Origin of the sequence: Nocardioides sp. T2.26MG-1 (assembly GCF_950101795.1) — a bacterium.
Lineage (GTDB): Bacteria > Actinomycetota > Actinomycetes > Propionibacteriales > Nocardioidaceae > Nocardioides.
The window spans coordinates 881,641-904,520 of the sequence record NZ_CATNLZ010000001.1; the positions used below are offsets into that span (position 1 = coordinate 881,641).

21 protein-coding genes are annotated in these 22,880 nt (G+C 73.6%); 9 read left to right on the plus strand and 12 right to left on the minus strand.

Annotated elements, in window-relative coordinates; all coding sequences use genetic code 11:
- The first annotated feature begins 28 nt into the window (after positions 1-28).
- The 4 genes from QQZ14_RS04370 to QQZ14_RS04385 all read left to right on the plus strand — a co-directional run bounded on the left by QQZ14_RS04370 (position 29) and on the right by QQZ14_RS04385 (position 3,481).
- The gene (locus QQZ14_RS04370) at positions 29-655 is read left to right on the plus strand and encodes a R3H domain-containing nucleic acid-binding protein (RefSeq protein WP_284532957.1); all 627 of its coding nucleotides are present in this window, start codon (positions 29-31) and stop codon (positions 653-655) included.
- Between the two features lie 56 nt (positions 656-711).
- Entirely contained in the window at positions 712-1,413 is a 702-nt protein-coding gene (gene rsmG / locus QQZ14_RS04375) for a 16S rRNA (guanine(527)-N(7))-methyltransferase RsmG (RefSeq protein WP_284532958.1), read from the plus strand.
- Between the two features lie 155 nt (positions 1,414-1,568).
- Positions 1,569-2,510, plus strand: a complete 942-nt coding sequence (locus tag QQZ14_RS04380; protein ID WP_284532959.1) for a ParA family protein — start codon at positions 1,569-1,571, stop codon at positions 2,508-2,510.
- Positions 2,507-3,481, plus strand: a complete 975-nt coding sequence (locus tag QQZ14_RS04385) for a ParB/RepB/Spo0J family partition protein (RefSeq protein ID WP_284532960.1) — start codon at positions 2,507-2,509, stop codon at positions 3,479-3,481. The genes QQZ14_RS04380 and QQZ14_RS04385 overlap by 4 nt, the downstream gene beginning before the upstream one ends.
- Before the next feature lie 44 nt (positions 3,482-3,525).
- Here the strand turns inward: QQZ14_RS04385 and QQZ14_RS04390 are convergent, their stop codons facing one another.
- Genes QQZ14_RS04390 through QQZ14_RS04400 form a run of 3 tightly spaced genes read right to left on the minus strand, consistent with a single transcriptional unit; the run spans position 3,526 to position 6,622 of the window.
- Positions 3,526-4,293 (minus strand): lysophospholipid acyltransferase family protein, encoded by a 768-nt coding sequence (locus tag QQZ14_RS04390; RefSeq protein ID WP_284532961.1) that lies wholly within the window; start codon positions 4,291-4,293, stop codon positions 3,526-3,528.
- Position 4,294: 1 nt separating this feature from the next.
- Positions 4,295-5,278, minus strand: a complete 984-nt coding sequence (locus tag QQZ14_RS04395; RefSeq protein WP_284532962.1) for a D-alanine--D-alanine ligase family protein — start codon at positions 5,276-5,278, stop codon at positions 4,295-4,297.
- Between the two features lie 24 nt (positions 5,279-5,302).
- On the minus strand, positions 5,303-6,622 hold the full coding sequence (locus QQZ14_RS04400; protein ID WP_284532963.1) for an aminotransferase-like domain-containing protein: 1,320 nt from the start codon (positions 6,620-6,622) through the stop codon (positions 5,303-5,305).
- A gap of 67 nt (positions 6,623-6,689) precedes the next feature.
- On the opposite strand from QQZ14_RS04400, the gene QQZ14_RS04405 reads away from it, so the two are divergent.
- Positions 6,690-7,334: a GNAT family N-acetyltransferase gene (locus QQZ14_RS04405; protein ID WP_284532964.1), complete on the plus strand. Its 645-nt coding sequence runs from the start codon at positions 6,690-6,692 to the stop codon at positions 7,332-7,334.
- A 54-nt stretch (positions 7,335-7,388) separates the two neighbouring features.
- Here QQZ14_RS04405 and trxA read toward each other — a convergent pair whose 3' ends face one another.
- The 7 genes from trxA to QQZ14_RS04440 all read right to left on the minus strand — a co-directional run bounded on the left by trxA (position 7,389) and on the right by QQZ14_RS04440 (position 16,213).
- Entirely contained in the window at positions 7,389-7,715 is a 327-nt protein-coding gene (gene trxA / locus QQZ14_RS04410) for a thioredoxin (RefSeq protein WP_284532965.1), read from the minus strand.
- 89 nt (positions 7,716-7,804) lie between these two features.
- Positions 7,805-8,794, minus strand: coding sequence for a thioredoxin-disulfide reductase (trxB, locus tag QQZ14_RS04415; RefSeq protein WP_284532966.1), 990 nt, complete (start codon positions 8,792-8,794; stop codon positions 7,805-7,807).
- 109 nt (positions 8,795-8,903) lie between these two features.
- Positions 8,904-9,698, minus strand: coding sequence for a hypothetical protein (locus tag QQZ14_RS04420; protein WP_284532967.1), 795 nt, complete (start codon positions 9,696-9,698; stop codon positions 8,904-8,906).
- A gap of 63 nt (positions 9,699-9,761) precedes the next feature.
- Positions 9,762-10,451, minus strand: coding sequence for an RNA polymerase sigma factor SigM (gene sigM, locus QQZ14_RS04425; protein WP_284532968.1), 690 nt, complete (start codon positions 10,449-10,451; stop codon positions 9,762-9,764).
- Positions 10,448-12,313: a hypothetical protein gene (locus QQZ14_RS04430; protein ID WP_284532969.1), complete on the minus strand. Its 1,866-nt coding sequence runs from the start codon at positions 12,311-12,313 to the stop codon at positions 10,448-10,450. The genes sigM and QQZ14_RS04430 overlap by 4 nt, the downstream gene beginning before the upstream one ends.
- A gap of 70 nt (positions 12,314-12,383) precedes the next feature.
- The gene (gene murJ, locus QQZ14_RS04435) at positions 12,384-14,057 is read right to left on the minus strand and encodes a murein biosynthesis integral membrane protein MurJ (RefSeq protein WP_284532970.1); all 1,674 of its coding nucleotides are present in this window, start codon (positions 14,055-14,057) and stop codon (positions 12,384-12,386) included.
- Complete coding sequence (locus QQZ14_RS04440; RefSeq protein WP_284532971.1) at positions 14,054-16,213, minus strand: DUF6049 family protein; 2,160 nt, start codon at positions 16,211-16,213, stop codon at positions 14,054-14,056. Before QQZ14_RS04440 ends, murJ begins: the two co-directional genes overlap by 4 nt.
- Before the next feature lie 112 nt (positions 16,214-16,325).
- On the opposite strand from QQZ14_RS04440, the gene QQZ14_RS04445 reads away from it, so the two are divergent.
- Both QQZ14_RS04445 and QQZ14_RS04450 read left to right on the plus strand, forming a co-directional pair.
- A complete protein-coding gene (locus QQZ14_RS04445; RefSeq protein ID WP_284533090.1) occupies positions 16,326-17,756 on the plus strand; it encodes a CCA tRNA nucleotidyltransferase in 1,431 nt (476 codons plus the stop codon).
- 9 nt (positions 17,757-17,765) lie between these two features.
- Positions 17,766-19,346, plus strand: coding sequence for a helicase HerA-like domain-containing protein (locus QQZ14_RS04450; protein WP_284532972.1), 1,581 nt, complete (start codon positions 17,766-17,768; stop codon positions 19,344-19,346).
- Positions 19,347-19,359: 13 nt separating this feature from the next.
- Here QQZ14_RS04450 and QQZ14_RS04455 read toward each other — a convergent pair whose 3' ends face one another.
- Together QQZ14_RS04455 and QQZ14_RS04460 are read right to left on the minus strand one after the other, a co-directional pair.
- The gene (locus QQZ14_RS04455; protein ID WP_284532973.1) at positions 19,360-20,085 is read right to left on the minus strand and encodes an ABC transporter permease subunit; all 726 of its coding nucleotides are present in this window, start codon (positions 20,083-20,085) and stop codon (positions 19,360-19,362) included.
- Positions 20,082-20,798, minus strand: a complete 717-nt coding sequence (locus QQZ14_RS04460) for an ABC transporter ATP-binding protein (protein WP_284532974.1) — start codon at positions 20,796-20,798, stop codon at positions 20,082-20,084. Before QQZ14_RS04460 ends, QQZ14_RS04455 begins: the two co-directional genes overlap by 4 nt.
- Positions 20,799-20,971: 173 nt before the next feature.
- Here QQZ14_RS04460 and QQZ14_RS04465 point away from each other — a divergent pair, with 173 nt between their 5' ends.
- The gene (locus tag QQZ14_RS04465; protein ID WP_284532975.1) at positions 20,972-22,159 is read left to right on the plus strand and encodes a sensor histidine kinase; all 1,188 of its coding nucleotides are present in this window, start codon (positions 20,972-20,974) and stop codon (positions 22,157-22,159) included.
- Positions 22,159-22,878 (plus strand): response regulator, encoded by a 720-nt coding sequence (locus QQZ14_RS04470; protein WP_284532976.1) that lies wholly within the window; start codon positions 22,159-22,161, stop codon positions 22,876-22,878. Before QQZ14_RS04465 ends, QQZ14_RS04470 begins: the two co-directional genes overlap by 1 nt.
- Positions 22,879-22,880 lie beyond the last annotated feature (2 nt).

The following is a 22,880-nucleotide window of genomic DNA, read 5'->3' on the forward strand; positions in this document are numbered from 1 at the left end:
CCAAGCCCGATCCCGAGGGGGAGCAGCAGTGAGTGACGACGTGATGAGCGACGAGACGCCCGAGACCGCCGAGCAGGCGGCCGACGGCGCGGCGGACGAGACCACCGACGAGGTGCTCGACGAGCTGGCCGACACGGACGACCGCGACGAGGCCGAGGAGTCCGAGGAGGCTGCCGCGCCCGCCTCGCGCGCGTCGCGGGTCGAGCAGCTCGAGCAGGAGGGCGACATCGCCGCCGACTACCTCGAGGAGTTCCTCGACATCGCCGACCTCGACGGCGACCTGGACATGGACGTCGAGGGCGATCGCGCCGCGGTGTCGATCGTCGGTGCGGACCTCTCCCAGCTGGTGGGCGCCCGCGGCGAGGTGCTCGACGCGCTGCAGGAGCTCACCCGGCTCGCGGTCTACCGCGAGACCGGCGAGCGCTCCCGGCTGATGCTCGACATCTCCGGCTACCGCGCCCAGAAGCGTGAGGAGCTCGTGAAGCTCGCGGAGGAGACGGTGGCGCGCGTCCGTGAGTCGGGCGAGAGCGTGCGACTCGACCCGATGTCGCCGTTCGAGCGCAAGGTCGTGCACGACGCCGTGGCGGCCGCCGGCTTGTCCTCGGAGTCCGAGGGCGTCGAGCCGCGACGTCGCGTGGTGGTGCTCCCGGGCTGATGTCCCCCGACCATGTTTCACGTGAAACGCCCTCCGCGCCCGACGTGGCCCGGAGGGTGTTTGCGTTCGAGCGCCTGCCGCTGGCCGAGCGGTACGCCGAGCTCCTCGCGACCGACGGTGTCCTTCGCGGGCTGATCGGTCCCCGCGAGGCGCCCCGGCTCTGGGAGCGGCATCTCGTGAACTGCGCGCTGCTCGCCGACCAGGTCCCGCAGGCCGCCACTGTCGCCGACCTCGGATCCGGGGCGGGGCTCCCTGGCCTGGTGCTCGCGATCGCCCGGCCCGATCTGCGGGTGACGCTGGTCGAGCCGCTGCTGCGCCGGACCACGTTCCTGGAGGAGGTGGTGGCGGACCTCGGCCTCGGCTCGTCGGTGGAGGTGGTCCGCGGGCGTGCCGAGGCCCTCCACGGTGCACGACGCTTCGCGGTGGTGACCTCGCGCGCGCTGGCCCCCCTCGACCGCCTGCTGGGCTGGTCGATGCCGTTGGTGGAGCCGACCGGTGCGCTGCTGGCCATGAAGGGGTCCTCGGTGATCGAGGAGATCGCGGCTGCTCACGACGTGCTGGAGCGGCTGGGCTGTGCGGAGCCGGAGGTCCGGGTGCTCGGCGAGGACGCCGGGTCGTCCACCACCCAGGTGGTCCGGGTGGCCTGGGCAGATCCGGGACGGGTATCTTGGCCAGTTGCGACACCGCCCGCGGGCGGCGGTCCCCAGCAACGCGCGGGACGCAAGCGCGGCACATCGAACCGGAGGCGTGGGGCGTGACCGAGTTTTCCACCGGTGCTGAGTCGTCGGCTGAGCGTGGTTCTCCACAGGAGGAGCCAAGCTATCCACAGGCAGACGACTCCCGGCCGATCGACCCGAAGCCCGATGTTTCACGTGAAACCGATCCGCCGGGTCCCCTGATCGCCGGCTACCCGGTGCGCACCGCGGCCGACATCGCCGTGGCGGCGCCGGACTTCGAGCACGACCACGCGACGCCCCTGGCCCGCGCCGCCGAGCACGTGGTGCTGGCCCGCCACGGGGCCCGGCTCCGACCGGCGATGGGACGTCCGGCGGCGACCCGGATCCTGGTGGTCGCCAACCAGAAGGGCGGCGTCGGCAAGACCACGTCCACCGTGAACGTCGCGGCCGCGCTCGCCCAGCTCGGGCAGCGGGTGCTGGTCATCGACCTCGACCCCCAGGGCAACGCCTCCACGGCGCTCGGCGTCGAGCACCACCGGGGCGTCCCCTCGACGTACGACGCCCTCGTCGACGGCGTCGCGCTCGCCGACGTGGCGACGGTCAGCCCCGAGGTCGACGGTCTCACCGTGGTGCCGGCCACCATCGACCTCGCCGGCGCCGAGATCGAGCTCGTCTCCGTGGTCGCCCGCGAGAGCCGGCTGCGCCGGGCGATCCTGGGACACCCGGAGGTGGGGACCGCTGCCGAGCTCGGCGACGAGCGACTGGACTACGTGCTCATCGACTGCCCGCCGTCGCTGGGACTGCTCACCCTGAACGCCCTGGTCGCCGGCAACGAGATGATGATCCCGATCCAGGCCGAGTACTACGCGCTCGAGGGGCTGGGGCAGCTCCTCGAGACCGTCGAGATGGTCAAGGCGCACCTGAACCCGACGCTCGACGTGTCGACGATCCTGGTGACGATGTACGACGCGCGGACCCGCCTCGCCGCGGGCGTCGCCGAGGAGGTCCGCGACCACTTCGGCGACCAGGTCCTCAAGACCACGATCCCGCGGTCGGTGCGGGTCTCGGAGGCACCGTCGTACGGCCAGACCGTGATGACCTACGACCCCGGGTCCCCGGGGGCGCTGTCCTACCTCGAGGCTGCGCGCGAGATCGCGATCAAGGGAGCCGCGTCATGAGCACCCACCGTCCCCCGCAGCGCCGGGGACTGGGCCGGGGTCTGGGGTCCCTGATCCCCACGTCCCCGCAGCACGAGCAGGGTCCGGACGGGGCGGCCGGAGCGGACGACGCGCCCGGCCAACTCGCCCCGGGCTCGGACCTCGAGCTCGCGCCCGTGACCGGAGCGCACTTCGCCGAGGTCCCGGTGGGCCAGATCCGGCCCAACCGGGTCCAGCCGCGCCAGGTCTTCGACGAGGAGGCGATGGCCGAGCTGGTCCACTCGATCAAGGAGATCGGGGTCCTCCAGCCGATCGTGGTCCGCCGCCACGGTCCCGAGGACTACGAGCTGGTCATGGGTGAGCGGCGCTGGCGCGCCACCCAGCTCGCCGGCCTGGAGACCGTGCCCGCGATCGTCCGGGACACCGACGACGACGCGATGCTGCGCGACGCCCTCCTGGAGAACCTGCACCGCTCCCAGCTGAATCCGCTGGAGGAGGCCGCGGCGTACGCCCAGATGCTCGACGACTTCGGTTGCACCCACGAGGAGCTGGCCGGCCGGATCGGCCGCTCCCGCCCGCAGATCAGCAACACGATCCGGCTGCTCAAGCTCAGCCCCGCCGTGCAGCGCCGGGTCGCCGCCGGGGTGCTGTCGGCCGGTCACGCCCGGTCGTTGCTCGCGATCGACGACGCCGACCTCCAGGACCGCCTGGCGCAGCGGGTGGTCGCCGAGGGCATCAGCGTCCGAGGCCTCGAGGAGATCGTCGCCCTGCGCGATGTGAACCGGCCGGCCGCCCGCACGGCGCGGGCCAAGCCCGTCGCCCCCGGTCTCGCCGACCTCGCGGAGCGGCTCTCCGACCGGTTCGAGACCCGGGTCAAGGTGGACCTGGGCCGGGCCAAGGGCAAGATCACCGTCGAGTTCGCATCCCTGGACGACCTGCGCCGGATCGTGGACATCATGGACCCGCGCAACCGCACCGACCGCCCGATCTAGAGATACGTCGACCTAGCGATAAGTCGCTTTGTCGACAAAGAGACCTAGCGGCCCGGCTGCTTCTGCGCCTTGCGTTCGGCCCGGCGCCGCCTCTCCTCGGAGTCGAGCCGCGCCGCCTCCTCGAGCGTGGGCGCGCCTCCGCCGTACGACGCGGGCAGCCACCAGGAGCCCGGGGGCTGCTCGGCGGCCGGGTAGGACCGGATCGTCTCGTCGAGCAGGCCCGCCATCACGGACTTGAGCTCGGCGGTCTCGGCGACCGGGTCCGCGCCGGTGGGGTGCAGCGGCTCGCCGACCCGGATCGCGATGGTCTTGCCGCGCGACAGGTCGCGCGGGTGGTCCTTGGTGAGCATCCGCTGGGTGCCCCACAGGATCACCGGCAGCACCGGTACGCCGGCCGCGGCCGCGATCCGGACGGCACCGGTCTTGAACTCCTTGAGGACCATCGCCCGGGAGATCGTGGCCTCGGGGAAGATCCCGACCGCCTCCCCGGCGCGCAGGTAGTCCACCGCGGTGTGGAAGGACGCCAGCCCCTCGCCGCGGTCGACCTCGATGTGGTGCATCGAGCGCATCACCGCGCCGCCCACCGGGTGGTCGAAGATCTCCCGCTTGGCCATGAACCGCACCAGCCGGCCCGAGGGGTTGGCCGCGAGCCCGCCGTACACGAAGTCGACGTAGCCGATGTGGTTGCACGCGAGCAGCACGCCACCCGAGCGGGGCACGTGCTCGGTGCCGGTCATCACGAAGCGCTGGCCGAGCAGCCGGAAGCCGGTCTTGGCGGCCAGGATCACCGAGGGGTAGGTCAGGTCGCGCATGTCAGGACCGACCGCCCCGGGCCACGGCCGCCTGGACCATCGAGGCGCAGACCTTGCCGAGGTCGAGGCCTGCGGCCTGGATGGCCAGCGGCACCGTGGAGGTCTCGGTGAACCCCGGGGCGACGTTCACCTCGAGGAACCACACGCGGCCGTCGTCGTCGACGATGAGGTCGGAGCGGGACACGTCGCGCAGCCCGAGCACCTCGTGGGCCAGGAGCGCGACGCGGGCGACCTCCTGGGCCAGCTCGTCGGTCAGCGGCGCGGGCGTCACGAACTCCGTGGCGCCGGCGGTGTAGCGGGCGGTGTAGTCGTAGACGCCGCCGTCGGGCTGGATCGCCACCGCGGGCAGCGCCCGGGGACCGGAGCCGTCGTCGACGACCGGTACGGCGACCTCCAGGCCGACCACGAACCGCTCGAGCAGTGCGACGTCGCCGTACGCGAAGGCGTTGACCATCGCGGCGGGCAGCTGCTCGGCGGTGTGGACGACCGTGCAGCCCAGCGCGGAGCCGCTCTTGGTGGGCTTGACCATCAGCGGGAGCCCGAGGCGCTCGATCAGGGCGGCCATCACGGCCGCGGCGCCGAGCTCGCGGAACGTCTCGTGCGGCAGGCACACCGACTCGGGCGTCAGCAGCCCGGCTCGGGCGACGACGGCCTTGGCGACCGGCTTGTCGAACGCGACCCGGCAGGCGGCCGGCGGGGCGCCCACGTAGGGCACCTCCAGCAGCTCGAGGACCTCGCGGATCGCACCGTCCTCGCCGGTCTCGCCGTGCAGCATCGGGACCACGCAGTCGGGGCGGTCGTCTCGCAGGGTGGCGAGCAGCGCCGCGTCGACGTCGCGCTCGGCGACCTCGAGCCCGGTGCTGCGCAGCGCTTCGGCGACCCGGCGGCCCGAGCGGAGCGACACGTCCCGCTCGTGGGACAGGCCGCCGGCCAGGACGAGCACCTGGGCGTGAGACTGCGAGGTCGGCGGCGTTGTCGGGGGCACTTCTTCTCCACTCACGAGGGGGGTTCAGGTCAGGTCGGAGCTGGGGGCGTCGTAGCCGCTGCGGGCCTCGAGGCCGGATGCGGGGGCGCCCGCCCCGAAGGTCGCGCGCAGCTCCATCTCCGCCTCCAGGACACCGGCGAGCCGGCGTACGCCCTCGCGGATGCGCTCGGGGGTGGGGTAGCAGAACGACAGCCGCATCGAGCTCGAGCCGAAGCCGTCGGCGAAGAATGCCGTGCCGGGCACGTAGGCGACCCGGGCGGTGACGGCGCGGGGAAGCATCGCCTTGGCGTCGATGCCCGGCGGGAGGGTCAGCCACACGTAGAAGCCGCCGTCGGGGACGTTCCACCGGCAGCTGGCCGGCATCAGGTCGTCGAGCGCCTCGACCATCGCGTCGCGGCGCTCGCGGTACATCTCCCGGAACTGCTTGATCTGGCCCTGCCAGTCGTGACCGGAGAGGTACGCCGAGACCGCCATCTGAGAGAACTGCGGCGGGCAGAGGGTCGCGGACTCCTGGGCCAGCACGAGCTTCTCGCGCACCGCGTGCGGGGCCAGCGCCCAGCCGACCCGGAATCCGGGGGCGAAGGTCTTGGAGAACGAGCCGAGATAGATCACGCCCTCGGCCTCGTCGGCGCGCAGCGCCCGCATCGGCTCGTGGCTGAAGCCCAGGAGGCCGTACGGGTTGTCCTCCAGCACCAGGATGTCCTCGCGGCGGCAGATCTCGAGGACCTCGTGCCTCCGCGCGGCGGAGAGCGTCACGCCGGCGGGGTTATGGAAGTTCGGGATCGTGTAGAGGAACTTGATCGTCTTGCCGGCGGCCTTGGTCGCCGTGATCGCCTGCTGCAGCGCCTCGGGCACCAGACCGTCGGCGTCCATCTCGGCGTGCACCACGCCGCACTGGTAGGCCTTGAACACCCCGAGCGCACCGACGTACGACGGCGCCTCGCAGATGACCACGTCCCCGGGGTCGCAGAAGATCCGGGTCACCAGGTCGACCGCCTGCTGGGAGCCCACGGTGACGACCACGTCGTCGGGATGGGCCTCGATGCCCTCGAGGCGCATCACCTCGCAGATCTGCTCGCGCAGCTCGGGCACGCCCTGGCCGGAGCCGTACTGCATCGCGACCGGTCCCTGGGTGGCGACCAGCTCGGAGATCACCCCGCCGACGACGTCGAGCGGCAGCCCCGAGATGTTGGGCATCCCGCCGGCGAGCGAGACGACCTCGGGACGGGAGGCGACCGCGAACAGGGCCCGGATCTCGGAGGCGGTCATGCCCGCGGTGCGCGCGGCGTACCTGTCGACGTAGGAGTCGAGACGGGTGCTGGCGCGGACGGGCTGGCTCTCCATGACCCGTCTAGCATGAAGGATGCCGCGGCGGCTCGCAGCACCGGGACCGCGGAGTGGGAGGTTTTCGGTGTCTCGCAAGATCGTCCGGCTCACCCTGGACCACCTCGACACGTTCGCCACGCCCTGCCGCTCATGCCTGTTCTGGGAGCTCGACCCGGTGCGACGGGACCGGGTCGAGGGCGAGGCCGCCTGCGCCGCCAAGGACGCCTGGGTCTCGGAGGTGCTGCGCGAGTGGGGGTCGTGCGGGCGGGTCGCGCTGGTCGACGACGTCCCGGTCGGCTACCTCATCTACGCGCCCGAGGCGTACCTGCCCGGGGCCGCCGGCTTCCCGACCGCGCCGGTCTCGCCCGACGCGGTGCTGCTCACGATGGCGTACGTCGACCCCGCGCTGCGCGGCGGCGGGCTGGGCCGGATGCTCGTGCAGGGCATGGCCCGTGACCTCGTGCAGCGCGGCGGGGTCGCGGCGGTGGAGGCCTTCGGGGACACCGCGGGCCGCAGCGGCCGACACCTGCTGCCGGTGGACTTCCTCGGCAGCGTCGGGTTCAAGACCCACCGGGCCCACGTCACCACGCCACGGATGCGGATGGACCTGCGGATGGCCCTGAGCTGGAAGGACGAGGTCGAGGCCGCCCTCGAGCGCCTCGTCGGGGTGCTGCGCCCGGCGCCGAAGCCCAAACCCACCGCGCCGGCGCCGAAGGCGACCCGCGGCTGAAATCACATCGACCCGCCCGAAACTTTCGGGCGGGTCAACGTGGAGGCTGGTGGGTCAGGCGATGAAGTCGGCCAGCTCGTTGAGGATCGCGGCCTTGGGGCGGGCGCCGACGATGCTCTTCACGACCTCGCCACCCTGGTAGAGGTTGATCGTCGGGATGCCGGTGACCCGGTAGGACGATGGGGTGACGGGGTTCTCGTCGACGTTCATCTTGAGGAAGGTGATCTTGTCACCGTGGGTCGCGGCGATCTCGTCGAGGATCGGCGAGACCTGGCGGCACGGGCCGCACCACTCGGCCCAGAAGTCCACCAGGACCGGCTTGTCGGACTTGAGCACCTGAGCCTCGAACTCGGCATCGGTGACGGCGGCGATGTTGCCCACGGGGATTCCCTTTCGTTGAACGCTGAGGTCTACAGATATCGAACACCACGCCGGGGACGGATGTTCCCCGGCGCACCGGGTGCCGAGGGTCAGGCGCCGGCCATCTCCGCGTCGGCGCGCGCCTGGGCGTCGGCCGGGCTCGCGGCCGCGTGGTCGAGCTCGGCGAGGTAGCGCTCGGCGTCCAGCGCCGCGGCGCAGCCGGTGCCGGCGGCGGTGATCGCCTGCCGGTAGTGGTGGTCCACCAGGTCGCCGGCCGCGAACACGCCCGGCAGGTTGGTGCCGGTCGAGGGGTGGCTGGCGACGACGTAGCCGTTCTCGTCGAGGTCGACCTGGCCGTGCAGCAGCTCGGAGCGCGGGTCGTGGCCGATCGCGATGAACAGGCCGGTCGCCGGGAGGTTGCGGGTCTCGCCGGTCACGGTGTCGCGCAGCGTCACGGACTCGAGCCGGTCGTCGCCGTTGATCTCCTCGACCACGGAGTTCCACTCGATCTCGAGCTTGGGGTCGGCGAAGGCCCGCTCCTGCATGATCTTGGAGGCGCGCAGCTCGTCGCGGCGCACGATCAGCGACACCTTCGAGCCGAACCGGGTGAGGAACGTCGCCTCCTCGATCGCGGAGTCGCCGCCGCCGACGACCGCGATGTGCTGGTCGCGGAAGAAGAACCCGTCGCAGGTCGCGCACCAGGAGACACCGCGCCCGGAGAGCTCGTCCTCGCGGGGGAGGCCGAGCTTGCGGTAGCCCGAGCCCATCGCCAGGATCACCGCACGGGCCCGGTAGGTGTCGGTGGAGGTCTTGACGACCTTGACGTCACCGGTGAGGTCGACCTCGACGACGTCGTCGGCGACCAGCTCGGCGCCGAACCGCTCGGCCTGCGCCCGCATCTCGTCCATCAGGGCCGGTCCCATGATGCCGTCGCGGAACCCGGGGAAGTTCTCCACCTCGGTGGTGTTCATCAGCGCGCCCCCAGCGGTGACCGACCCCTCGAAGACCAGCGGCGCCAGGTTGGCCCGGGCGGTGTAGAGCGCGGCGGTGTAGCCGGACGGGCCGGAGCCGATGACGATCACGTTGCGGACGTCGGACATGGAGGACGACTCTCCCTCGGAGATGGATGGGGCGCAGTGGACCTGCGCTCGTAGAACCGAGCGTAGGGGAGGATTCTTCCCGGGCCGGGGCCGGCCGGCGCCTAGCTCGCTAGCGGTCGGGCAGGGTGATCGAGCGGGTCGGCTCGTCGCGGCCGCACAGGAACAGGTCGACCACCTGGGTCTCGCCGCGGGCCTCCCGGAAGACCAGCCCGCCGAGGTCGCCGTCGTAGCGCACCGGCACGAGCAGGCCGGCTCCCCAGCCGCGCGTGGAGCAGCTGGGCGACAGGACGCGGCCGAAGCTGAGCAGCGAACCGTCGAAGTCCTGGCTCGCCGAGGCGCTCTGGTCGGCCATGGTCATGTTCTTGGCGTCCACCTGGAGGCGCCGCACCTGGGCGCCGAACCGGTCCGCGGCGAGCCGCACCACGCGGGACTGGTACCCCGCGACGCCGGAGCCGAGCTCCGTCTTGCCCGGCTTCTCGGCCGACTCGGCCTGATCCCGGTCGGCGGTGCCCGCGTCGTCCCGCTGGCTCTCGGAACCGGCCGCCGGCTCGGGCGCGGCGCCGGCACCGTCCGCGGAGCTCGAGTCGGCGCCGTCGCCGGTGACGGTGAGGTCCGCCTGGTCGATGCCCACGCCGACCGCCACGACCGCGGCCGCCGCGACCAGGAGGTGGCGCACGGTGCGCCGGCGTCGGGCCGCGGCGAGGTCGGCGGCCCGGACGACCGAGTGGTCGGAGGCACGGCGGGGGCCGGCCCCGTCCTCGGACGCAAGGTCGGCGAGCACGCCGTCGAGCCGGGCGGCGACGTCGTCGGGCATCGGCTCGGTGTGCCGGGCGTCGGCGAGCAGCCGGCGGACCTGCTCCTCGGCGGGGGTCAGGCCGGGCGCCAGGTCGGGGTCGTGGGGCACTGCTGTCACCTCCTCGGGTGCGTGCTGGTGGCGGGCGGGGGGCCGGGCGGCGCGTGACGCCGGTCAGCTGTCGACCGGTGGCCCCCGAGGTGCGTCCGTGGATTCGACGGTCCGCAGCAGCCGCGGGTTCCCGGGCGCGGGGTGTCCCGGGTCACCGGGCGGGTCGGCGAGCAGCGGACCGAGGAGCTCGGCTAGGCGGACCCGGCCCCGCGAGCAGCGGGACTTCACGGTGCCGACCGCGCAGTCGAGCACCTGGGCGGCCTCGGCCACCGAGTAGCCCTCCATGTCGACGAGCACCAGGGCCGCGCGCTGCTCGGGCGGGAGGGCGGTGAGCGCCTCGATGACCAGCCGGCGCCGCTCGCTGCGGACCGTGAGGTCGGCCGGGTCCTCGGTCGCGGGTGTGGCGGAGGCCGCCGACCCGCGGTCGCGGTACTCCTCGAGGTCGTCGGGCAGCACCTCGGTGCGGCGCACCTTCGCCGCGCGGATCCGGTCGAGGCAGGCGTTGACCACGACCCGGTGCAGCCAGGTGGTCACTGCGGCGTCCCCGCGGAACGTCCCGGCCCGGCGGTACGCCGCGATCAGCCCGTCCTGGAGTCCGTCCGCGGCGTCCTCCCGGTTGCCCATCGTGCGCACCGCGACCGCCCACAGCCGGTCGCGGTGGCGCGTGAACAGCACCCCGAACGCGTCGGGGTCGCCGCCGACGTGGGCCGCGAGCAGCTCGCGGTCGCTGGGCTCGTCGTGGTGCTCGCTCATCCGCGGACCGTCACCTCGGCGACCGCGCCCCGGTAGCCGCCGGGGATGACGGGGAGGGAGGTGAGCCAGACGGTGAGGTAGCGCCCCGACGGGCTGCCGTCGATCGTCTGCCGGCTGCGAGCGGCGTCGGCGGTGCCGGTCGCGACCGGCGTCAGGTCGGCGACGGCCTCGGGCGCCTGGTCGGTGAGGTAGAGGGAGTAGCGGGTGGGGGCACCGACGAACGTCAGGTCGACCGAGGCGACCGAGTGGTCCGCGCCGAGGTCGAGGACCAGGCCGACGCCGTCCTTCAGGCCGCCGGGGCCGAAGTTCTGCAGGTAGGTCATGGTCCGCCAGGACGTTGCCGGATCGCCGTCGACGGCCAGCCCGGCCAGCTGCGGGTTCTCCTCGGGCGGGTTGCCCTGCGGGTCCAGGTCGGTGGCGGTGATGCCGGTGAGGGGCACCGGGGCGCTGCTGGTGGCCGGAGCCGTGGGGCGGGAGTCGTTGCTGTCGTCGGGTACGGCGCCGAGCGGTGTGCGGCCGCGGCCCAGGTTGAAGGCCACGACGATCGCGACCAGCAGCACCAGGCAGCTCGCGATCACCGCGGCGAGCCGCAGCCAGTTGCGTCCCGGCATGGTCTCGTCGGGCTCGTCGGGCTGCGCGACGACCGCCCCGGTGCCGGTCGACGGGCCGTCGTCCCACGGCCAGAACGACCCTCGGGAACCCGTGCCGGTGTGGTGGTGGCCCGGCCCCGAGGCGTTCCGCGGTCGCCGCGCCGGTCCGTCGGCGGGCTCGGGGGCGAACAGCGGTCGCTCCGGGGGCTCCTCGAACGGTGGCGGCGGCGGGGCCGGCTCGGCGCGGGCGGCGATCCAGGACACGTCGTCGGTGAGGTCGTCGAAGATCGGCAGCCCGGCCTCGGTCGGCAGCTCGGTGGAGAGCGGCGGGTCGGGACCGCGGTCGGGCTCCGGCTCGGGCTCCGGGTCGAGATCGGGCTCCGGTTCGGGCACCCGGACGCGCTCGCGGACCGGCGGGTCGGTGATCGCGGGCAGTGAGATGGTCTCGGTGTCGCGGTGCCCGGCCGCGGCCTCGGCCTCGGCCAGGCCGGTGGGGTCGCCGACGAACTCGGCGAGGTACTCCCCGATGCCGCGGGCGGTCGCGAGGTCGTGGGTCTCCCGCAGGCGGGCGCCCCAGCCGCCGGCGTACGGGTTGACCACCTCGTCGCACAGGGCGTCGAGCGGGCGCGGGATGCCGGCGCGCAGCTGGCGGGGCCGGAGCACCCGGCCCTGCTCGACCGGGGCGCGCGGCACGTCGGAGGGGGAGACCCCGGGCCACTTGCCGGTCAGCGCGCTGTAGAGCAGCCCGCCGAGGTCGGTGACGTCGGTGGACACGCGACCCGGGGGCAGGCCGTGCATGGCGGCGTCGACGGCGAACCCGATCAGGCGGACGGCGCCGCCGTGGTCGACCAGGACGTTCTCGGGGACCAGGCGACCGTGGGCGACGCCGGCGGCGTGGCCCTCGGCGATCGAGCCGGCCACCTCGGAGACCAGCCAGGCGGCGCGCCGGGCGCCGAGCGGGCCCTCGTTGGCGAGCATGATGTCGAGGGAGTCGCCCGAGCCCCACTCGTTGACGACGTAGCAGAGCCCGTCGGCCTTGTCCGCGTCGAGCACCCGCAGGAGCCGGCGGTCGTGCACCATCGCCGAGCGTCGGGCGGCCTCGAGCAGCGGGGCGGCGCGCTCGTCGTCCTCGGCGATCACGTGCAGCGCGACGTGGCGCTCGAGGACCCGGTCGTGGGCACGCCAGAACCGGCCGCCCCCGCTCTCGGCGAGCAGGTCGACCAGACGGTAACGGTCGGCGAGCACGTCGCCGGGCCGGATCGAGCTCGGCACTGCGCTCCCCTCGTCGCGTTCGGCTTCCACGGCCGGTGGCCCCGAGGGCCATCGTAGGGCGGATCGAACCTCAGCTGGGGACGCGGCTGCGGCGCACCCGGCCCAGGATCGTGTCGACGACCGTGGTGACCTCGCGCAGATGGAGCACTCGGGCGAGCGCGACGAACACGACCACGTCGACCGCCGTCACGCAGAACGCCCACACCGCGGCGATCGCCCAGTGCGGGTCGTCGGCGACCAGGTGCAGGAGGTACGCCGTGCCGGCCGCCGCGGCCGTCGAGAGCCCGGCGGCGATCGCGGTGCGGACCAGGAACCGGACCAGCCGGTCGGTGCGCAGGCCGCCGACCAGCCGGTGGAGGACGGCGTACGAGATCGCGGCGCCGACCAGGTACGACGCCGTGTAGGCGAGGACCAGGGCCGGCGAGGTGTGCTCGGCGTCGGTCGTGCGGACCAGCAGCAGGGCGGCCGCGATATTGGTGGCCCCGACCGCGCACTGGATCCAGAACACCGTGCGGGTCCGCTCCAGGGCGTAGAAGCCGCGCAGCATCAGGTAGTGGACGGTGAAGAAGGCCAGGCCGGCACCGAAGAGGCCGAGGGACGGCGCGTACAGCTCGTAGCTTGCGGCCGCGGCCCCGTGGCCCCACACGACGTTGGACAGGTCGGTCGCGATGACCGGGAGCAGGAGCGCGAACGGCAGCACGACGGCGAGCGCGCTGCGCAGCGTGTCGGTGAGCGAGCCCGCCAGTCCGCGCAGGTCGTTCTCGGCCGCGCGAGCGGAGAGCCGCGGCAGGATCGCGGTCGCCAGCGACACGGTCACCACGGAGTGCGGGACCATCATGATCAGGAACGTCGAGGAGTAGATCGAGTAGCCGGTGCCGTCCGCCGAGCTCGCCGTACCGCTCGAGGCGAGCCGGACCACCACGGTGTAGGCGACCTGGTTGACGATGACGAACAGCACCGTCCAGACCCCCAGCCGCAGGGTGTGCCCGAGACCGGTGCCACGGAAGTCGAACCGGGGCCGATAGGTGAAGCCGGCCTTGCGCAGGTAGGGCACCAGGATCACGAACTGCGCGGCGATGCCGAGGGTCGAGCCGAGGCCCAGGACGAGCTCCTGGTCGGAGCTGAACGCGCCGAGCACGTCCTCCGCGGGCCCGAAGACCAGGAGGTAGACGGCGAGCACGCCCACGGAGATGACGTTGTTGGCGATCGGTGCCCACATCATCGGGCCGAACCGTCCGCGGGCGTTGAGCACCTGGCCGACCAGCACGAACATGCCGTAGAAGAACACCTGCGGCAGGCAGTAGCGCGCGAAGTCCACCACCGAGTCCCGCTGCGCCGCCAGCGCGGGCTCGTTGAAGTCGGAGTCGAGGAACAGCCGCATCAGCCACGGCGCCGCGACCACGAGGAGCACGGTCACCGTGCCCAGGAAGAGGGCGGCGAGCGTGATCACCCGGTTGGTGTAGGCCTCGCCACCGTCGGGATCGTTGCGCATCGCGCGGACCAGCTGCGGCACGAGGACCGCGTTGAAGATCCCGCCGGCCAGCAGGATGTAGAGCATGTTCGGGATCGTGTTCGCGATGTTGAACACGTCGGCGTGCAGCTGGGCGCCGAGCGCCGCGGCCAGGAGCGTCGAGCGGACGAAGCCACTCATCCGCGACACCACGGTGCCGGCGGCCATCACGGCACTGTTGGCGAGGACGCGGTCCTGCTCGGACGCCCGCTCCGCGCCCTGGGCGTCGCTCATGAGCGGGCCGCCGTCCGGATCCGGCGGACGAGCCGCATCAGGATCGCGCCGAACAGCAGCGCCACCCCGGTGCCCATGATCAGCCAGATCACGTTGCTCACCCGGTTGGCACGGATCGGGAGGTCGTCGGAGGAGCCGAGCGGCACGTCGTCGACGTCGGTGAGCTGCAGGGTCACGTTGCGGATGCCGACGCCCGACGAGGAGGCGTTGAGCAGCACGGTCGTCCGGCTGTCGGCGGCGATCTCGATCGTCTCGGTCGGCGCGACCACCTTCAGGGGCGGGTCGGCGACCGCGCGGACCTTCACGCTGACCGCCTGGTCGAGGGAGTTGCTCACCGTCGCGGCGAAGCGGCCGCTGCCGCTGGAGAGGATCACCGCCTTCGGGGCGTCGATGCGGACCCCGCGCAGCCGGGTCTCGATCCACGCCCGCGACTGGTTGGCCGAGGCCTGCGTGCTCTGGGGCCGGCGCCGGCTGGAGTAGGAGGTGTCGGAGAGGGCCTCGTCGCGGACCTCGTCGGCGACCTGGTCGTTGCGGGTCAGCAGGTTCTGCAGGGTCTCGCCGGCCTGGACCAGGTCGCCCGCGGCGGTGAACGCGTCGGCGTCGAGCTCGAGCCGGCGCTGGCCGTCGGGGTAGTGGAGCCGGTCGGCCGGTACGTCGAGGCCGGGCCGGCGGGAGATCGCGTCCACGCTGGTGAGGTCGAGCCAGTCGACGTCGAGGCCGGCGAAGAACCCGCTGGTCGACTGGGAGGACCACGTGGTGGGCAGGGTCACCACCAGGGGCTTGCGTCCGGGGGTGAGCAGCCGGACCGCGGCCTCGCTCAGGATCCGCTGCCGAACCGCGAGCGGGGTCATCCGCCCGGTGGGCCCGGGGCCGCCGGAGGCCGCGCCCGACGACGACACCACGAGGGTGCGGCCCTCGGTCCGGGCCACCGACGGCGCCTTCGCCCCGATCAGCCGGTCCGTCACCAGCACGGTGCTGCCGGGCTCGGCCAGCCGGATGCCGCCGGCGTCGATGAACCCGCTCGGGGACGAGACGACGGGCGAGGTCGGCAGCCCCCACGGCTCGAGCCGGTCGCCGGCGCGCTTGCGGGCCGTCCGGTAGGCCGCCGGGTCGTACTTCGCCGCGGCGGCGACGTCCACGTCGCCGTACGGGAGCGAGAGGATCTCGTGTCCCTCGAGCCCGTCGTGCAGCGCCTCCAGCCAGTCGGAGCCGGCGGTCGCCGCCTCCTGGAGCTCCGGGCTCAGCTCCGTCTCTCCGTCGCCGCTGTCGCCGGCGTCCTCGGACGGCGAGGCGCTCGCGCCCGGTGAGGCGGACCCGCTCTCGCCGGGGTCGCCCTGACCGTCGCCCTCGTCGCCGGTCGTCGGGCCGAGGGAGCGCGGCGGGTTGCCGGCGACCAGCCGGCGGACCGCGTCGGGCACGGCGGGGTCGACCAGCCACGTGATCGGCGTGGAGCCGGCCGCCAGGCCGAGGTCGACCAGCGAGCGCAGCGGACCGCCGGAGCCGAGGGTGTAGGCCCAGCCGCCCACGTCGCCGATGCTGCCGTCGGGTGCGTGCGTGACCTGGTGGCGGATCGGCACGACCAGGGCCGTCTGGACGGTCTTCTGGGCCTGGTTCTTCCGGGGCGGCTCCACGAGAGGGAGGAACGTGCGGGCCCGGCCGTCGGCGAAGTCGTCGGTGCCGGCGTCGGTCGTCCCGAGGGCGTGCACGCCGAACCAGTACACGCCCTCCGCGTCGACCTGGAGCTCCGCGCGCGGGATCAGCAGCGAGTACGTCGCCGACGCACCCGGCGCGAGCTCGTCGACCTTGTTGTAGGTCCCCTCGGTGAGGATGCGGCCGCCCAGGAACGCGTCCTGGTCCGTCTCGGCCGCCTCGGCGAGCTCGGCGGACGTGGTCATCGGCTCCTCGGAGACGAACGCATAGATCCCGATGTCGGTCCAGGTCTCCACGTCACGGTTCGTGACGGTGCCGGTGACCCGGATCGGGCCGTTCTTCGGGATCGTCGACGGGGAGAGTGTGTCGATCGTCACCGCCAGCGGGGTCGCGGGCGCCCGCCGGGCCCGTGGCGCCTCGGCGTGGGCCGCGGTGGGCGACAGGACGAACGCCGCGACCGAGGCCACCGCCGCGAGGGCAGGCAGCAGCGACAGCGGGCGAAGCACGCCACGACTGTAGTGGTCCGACCTGTGCGTCTCCGGGCGGCCGGGCCGGGGACGGGCGCCACAGCCTCTAGACTCGACTCCCGTGCCCGAAGCCCCGCCTCCGTCCCTCTCCATGGTCGACGCCCAGCGGGCGGTCACCGAGGAGCTGGACCGGATCGCGCCCGTGATCGACGCGCTCGGCGAGCGGTTCGCCGCGGCGGGTCACGAGCTGGCGCTCGTCGGCGGGCCGGTGCGCGACGCGATGCTCGGCCGCCAGCACAACGACCTCGACTTCGCGACGTCCGCGCGGCCCGAGCAGACCGAGGCGCTGCTCAAGGGGTGGGCCGACGCGATCTGGGACATGGGCCGTGCGTTCGGCACCATCGGCTGCCGCAAGGACGACTGGCAGGTCGAGATCACGACGTACCGCTCCGAGGCCTACGACCCGAGCTCGCGCAAGCCCGCCGTCGACTTCGGCGACACCCTGGCCGGCGACCTCGGGCGCCGCGACTTCACCGTCAACGCGATGGCCGTGCTGGTGCCGGGACGCGTCGTCGAGGACCCGTACGGCGGGGTCGTCGACCTGGCGCACCGGGTGCTGCGCACCCCCGGTCGGCCCGAGGACTCCTTCTCCGACGACCCGCTGCGGATGATGCGGGCGGCGCGGTTCGCCGCGCAGCTCGGCTTCGGCGTCGACCCCGCGGTCGTCGAGGCGATGACCGCGATGGCGTCGCGGATCGAGATCATCTCCGCCGAGCGGGTCCGCGACGAGCTGGTCAAGCTCGTGTGCGCGCCGTACCCACGCCTCGGGTTGCGGCTGCTCGTCGACACGGGCCTGGCCGCGCTGGTGCTGCCCGAGCTGCCCGCGCTGGCGCTGGAGCGCGACGAGCACCACCGGCACAAGGACGTCTACGAGCACACGCTCACGGTGCTGGAGCAGGCCATCGACCTCGAGCCGCGGCTGCCCGGTGGCGGGCCCGACTTCGTCGCCCGCTTCGCCGCGCTCATGCACGACGTCGGCAAGCCGCGCACCAGGCGGTTCGTCGACGACGGCACCGTGACCTTCCACCACCACGACGTCGTCGGCGCCAAGATGACCCGCAAGCGGATGAAGGCGCTGCGCTTCTCCAACGACGAGATCGAGGCGGTCAGCAAGCTCGTCGAGCTGCACCTGCGCTTCCACGGCTACGGGACCGGTGAGTGGACCGACTCCGCCGTACGCCGCTACGTCCGCGACGCCGGCGACCAGCTGGAGCGGCTGCACGTGGTGACCCGGGCGGACTGCACGACGCGCAACCAGCGCAAGGCGGACCGGCTGCGGCGCACGTACGACGACCTCGAGGCCCGGATCGCCCGGCTGCGGGAGCAGGAGGAGCTCGACTCGCTGCGCCCCGACCTGGACGGCAACCAGATCATGGAGATCCTCGGGGTCGGACCCGGTCGCCAGGTGGGCGCCGCCTACAAGCACCTCCTCGAGTTGCGCATGGACCGCGGCCCGATGAGCGAGGACGAGGCCCGGGCCGCGCTGCTGGCCTGGGCCGCCGAGCAGGAGCAGCCGCCGTAGGGTGCGGTCATGACGGAGTCACCGATCGCTGAGCAGATCACCGGGGACGTGGCCGCGGGGTACCGGTTCGAGGGCCCGGCTCTCGAGCTCGGCGGGCTGATGCTCGACGCCGACCAGCTGGTCGACGTCCCGGTCCGGATCCCGCTCGCCATGCTCAACCGGCACGGCCTGGTCGCCGGCGCGACGGGCACCGGCAAGACCCGGACGCTCCAGCTGCTGGTCGAGCAGCTCAGCGCCCAGGGGGTGCCGGTCTTCGCAGCGGACATCAAGGGCGACCTGTCCGGCCTGGCGCAGCCGGGCGAGGCGAGCGACAAGCTCGCTGCTCGCGCTGCGAGCCTCGGGCAGCAGTGGACCGCGACCGGCTTCCCGGTGGAGTTCTACGCGATCGGCGGGGTCGGGTCCGGGCTGCCGCTGCGGGTGACGATGAGCGCGTTCGGCCCGACGCTGCTCAGCAAGGTGCTCGGCCTCAATGACACCCAGGAGTCCAGCCTCGGCCTGGTCTTCCACTACGCCGACCAGGCGGGCCTGCCGCTGCTCGACCTCGCCGACCTGCGCGCGGTGCTCACCCACCTGCTCAGCGACGAGGGCAAGGCCGAGCTCAAGGCGCTCGGCGGCCTCTCCTCGGCGACCGCCGGCGTCATCCTGCGCGAGCTCATCGGCCTCGAGGACCAGGGCGGCGACGTGTTCTTCGGGGAGCCGGAGTTCGAGTCCGCCGACCTGCTCCAGCTCGCCGCCGACGGCCGCGGCCTGGTCTCGCTGGTCGAGCTGCCGCAGCTGCAGGACCGGCCGGCGATCTTCTCGACGTTCCTGATGTGGCTGCTCGCCGACCTGTTCCACGACCTGCCGGAGGTCGGCGACATCGACAAGCCCAAGCTCGTGTTCTTCTTCGACGAGGCGCACCTGCTGTTCGCCGACGCGTCGAAGGCGTTCCTCGACCAGGTCGCCCAGACCGTGCGGCTGATCCGGTCCAAGGGCGTCGGGGTGTTCTTCGTGACCCAGAGCCCCACCGACGTGCCCGACCCGGTGCTCGCCCAGCTTGGCTCCCGGGTCCAGCACCAGCTGCGCGCCCACACCCCGAACGACGCGAAGGCGCTCAAGGCCACCGTGGCGACGTACCCCACGAGCGGGTACGCCGACCTCGGCCAGGTCATCACGAGCCTCGGGATCGGCGAGGCCGTGGTGACCGTGATGAACGAGCGGGGCGCGCCGACTCCGGTGGCGTGGACCCGGCTGCGTGCCCCCGAGGCGCGGATGGACCCGTGCGATGCGGACGTGGTCACCGCGACGGTGGCGGCGAGCCCGCGCGCCGCGAAGTACCAGGCGAGCATCGACCGCGAGTCCGCCCGCGAGATCCTCGCCGACCGGCTCGAGCAGGGTGCGGCCAAGCAGGAGCAGGAGGCCGCGCCGCCTCCAGCTCCCGACGCGGGCCGGCACATCCCGGTGCCGAAGCCGCCGAGGGGTGGCTCCAAGCAGGCGCCGAAGGACGACAGCATGGTCGAGCAGGTCGTGAAGTCGGCGGCGTTCAAGGACTTCATGCGCACCGCGGCCCGCGAGATCGCGCGCGGGGTGTTCAAGACCGGGCGGCGCTGACCGCGGCGACTCGTCAGGTCACGTCGCTGCGCTGGAGCGCGTATGCCCCGGCGACCCCGAACGCGACCGCCCAGCAGGCGAGCACCACGCCGGCCGTCACCGGCGCGAGGCCGTCCGTGCCCGGGATCCGGCCGAGCGCCCGGCCGGCCGCGAACGGCAGCCACTGGCCGACCTCGTCGGACAGCTGGGCCACCAGCCCCTCGACCAGGGCCATCCAGGCGAGGGCCGCGCCCACCGCGGTGGCGGGGTTGCGCACCAGGGCACCGATGCCGACTCCGATGGCCGCGAACGCGACGTTCCAGAGGACGCCGCCGGCCAGCGTCCGCCAGACGTCGCCGTCACCCCAGGGCACGCTGACGCCGTCGGCGGACAGCGCCACCGCGGTCGCGGCGTACGCCACGCTCGCCGCCACCAGCCCGCAGGCCAGCCCGAGCAGCGTGTAGACGACCACCTTGGCGAGGAGGACCGGGCGGCGCCGGGGCGTGGCGAGCAGTGCGACGGTGATCGTGCGGTGCCGGTACTCGCTGGCGACCGCCGTGATACCGAGGACCAGCGGGAAGAGCGAGACCAGGCCGACGTGGGCGACCGCCTTCGCCGCCAGGCCCGGCTCGCTGGTGTCGGAGTTCATGATCAGGCCGACGACCCCGAGGACCAGCGCGGCCTGCGCCGCGAGCAGGATCCACCAGGGTGCGCGGACCGTCCGGAGCGCCAGCAGCTCGGCGCGCAGCAGCCTGGTCATGCGCCCACCTCCGCCGCCGGTGCCGTCAGCCGCAGGAACGCCGCCTCGAGGGTCTCGCCGTACGCCGTGAGCTCGGCCATCGTCCCGTCGAACCGGAGCCGGCCCGCGCCGAGGATCACCACCCGGTCGACGCTCTGCGCCAGCTCGGCCAGCACGTGGCTGGACACCACCACCGTGCGACCCTCGGCCGCGAGGGAGCGCAACAGACCACGCAGCCACGCCATGCCGGCCGGATCCAGCCCGTTCGCGGGCTCGTCCAGCACCAGCACCTCGGGGTCACCGAGGAGCGCGGTCGCCAGGCTGAGCCGCTGCCGCATGCCGAGGGAGTAGCCACCCACCCGGCGGCCGGCGGCGTCGGTGAGCCCCACCTGGTCGAGGACCTCGTCGACCCGTCGTTCGGGGATGTCGCCGAGCCGGGCCGCGAGCCGGAGGTGGTCCCGGCCGCGCCGCCCTGGATGGCATGCGCCGGACTCGAGCACCGCCCCGACGGTGCGCAGCGGCCTCGCCAGCTCGACGTACGGCCGGCCGTCGACCAGGGCCTGGCCGCCCGTCGGCCGGACCAGGCCGAGCGCGACCCGCAGGGTCGTGGACTTGCCGGCACCGTTGGGACCCAGGAAGCCGGTGACGCCCGGGACGAAGTCCGCGGTCAGGTCGTCGACGGCCCGGGTCGGTCCGAAACTCTTGCTGAGCGCGCGTAGCGCCACCTCGGTCATGGGGGTCTCCCTCGGCTGTCGCGTCCGTCGGTCGGACGCGTCTCGAGCCTCCCGCCGGCCGGCCGCGAGCGCGTCCACCCGGCGCGGCAACCCGGACTGCCGCGGACGCGGTACGCCGCACCTACCACCGCCGACGGACGTACACCGGGGCTCCCGGGCCCTACCGTGGGGGCATGACCCGAGTGCTGCGGTCTGCCTGGGGGCACGTGCAGCGACACCGCGGCCGGCACGCCGACATCGCGGTGGCCGCCCTGCTGCTCGTGGTGGTGCTCGTCACGACCGCCACCGACGCGGCGCGCGGTCCCGCCCTCGGCGTCGCGGAGCTCGTGGTCGCCGCGCTCGCGTGCGGGTCGCTGGTCCTGCGGCGCCGGCACCCGCTGCTCGTGCTCGGCATCGCGACCGTGGCCGCGGAGACCTACCTGGCGCTGCTGCACGGTGACGGGGGCGACCTCGTCCTGGCGGCGCCGCTCATCGCGCTCTACACGCTCGCCGAGAGGACCGGGCGACGGCCCACCCTCGTCGTGGGCGGACTCGTGGTGCTGGTGCTCGGCGGCGTGCACGTGCTGATCAAGCCGGAGTCGTGGATCGGGTCGGAGAACATCGCGCTGGCGGCGCTCGGCGCCCTGGCCGTCGCCTCGGGCGACGCGTCCCGGCACCGGCGCGCGTACCTCGCCGAGGTGGAGGAGCGGGCGGCGCGCGCCGAGCGGGACCGGGAGCTGGAGGCCCGGACCCGGGTCACCGAGGAGCGCCTGCGCCTCGCCCGCGAGCTGCACGACGCGGTGGGACACCAGCTGGCCCTGGCCGCGGTGCAGGCCGGGGTGGCCGACCACGTGCTCGAGACGCAGCCCGGCGCGGCGCGCGATGCACTCGCCCACGTCCGCACCGCGTGCCGCGACGCCCTGACGGAGCTCCGGGCCACCGTGGGCCTGCTGCGCGCCGAGGACGGGTCGCGACCACCCGCGCCCTCGGTGGGGCTCGACGGGCTCGCCGACCTGGTCTCGGGGTTCGCCCGGTCGGGCCTGCAGATCGAGGAGCACCGCACCGGCCGGCAGCGGGCCCTTCCCCCGGCCGTCGACCTCACGGCGTACCGCGTCATCCAGGAGGCGCTCACCAACGCGAGCCGCCACGGCTGCGGGACGCACGTCGTGCTGCGCCTCGACTACGGCACCGACGCCATCGAGCTGCTGGTGGAGAACCCCGTCGAGGCGGGGGCCCAGGCGCCGAGCACCGCCGGCCACGGGATCGTCGGCATGCGCGAGCGGGTCGCCGCCCTCGGCGGCAGCCTCGAGGCGGGTCCGGACCGGCGCGGGGCGTTCCGGGTGGCGGCCCGGCTGCCGCTGGACGTCCGGAGCGTCGCCTGATGATCCGGGTCCTGCTCGCCGACGACCAACCGCTGATCCGCAACGGGCTGCGGGTGCTGATCGACTCCGAGCCCGACCTCGAGGTCGTCGGCGAGGCCGGTGACGGGTGTGAGGTCGTCGAGCTCGCCCGGGCAACCCGCCCCGACGTCGTGCTGATGGACATCCGGATGCCGGGCGTCGACGGCATCGAGGCGACTCGCCGGATCGTCGCGGACCCGGACCTGGTGGACACCCGGGTGCTGGTGCTGACGACGTTCGAGGTCGAGGAGCACGTCTTCGAGGCGCTGCGCAGCGGGGCGAGCGGGTTCCTGGGCAAGACGGTGGAGCCCGGGGAGCTGCTGGCCGGGATCCGGGTGGTGCACCGCGGCGAGGCGCTGCTCTCCCCGGCGGCCACGACGAGCGTGGTCGCCCGCTTCCTCCGGCTGCCCGAGCCCGGCCCCGTCGGCGACCCGGAGCTCCTGTCGCCGCTGACGCCCCGCGAGCGGGAGATCGTGGGTCACGTCGCCGACGGGCTCACCAACGACGAGATCGCCCGCCGGCTGGTGCTGAGCCCGGCGACCGTGAAGACCCACGTCAACCGAGCGATGACGAAGCTCGGCGTACGGGACCGGGCCCAGCTTGTGGTCCTGGCCTACCGGTGCGGTCTCGTCGGGAACCGGCCGGAGACCGGCCCGCTGGGCTCCAGCGGGCCGGCGTCCGGCCTCGAGCGTCCGCGCTAGGG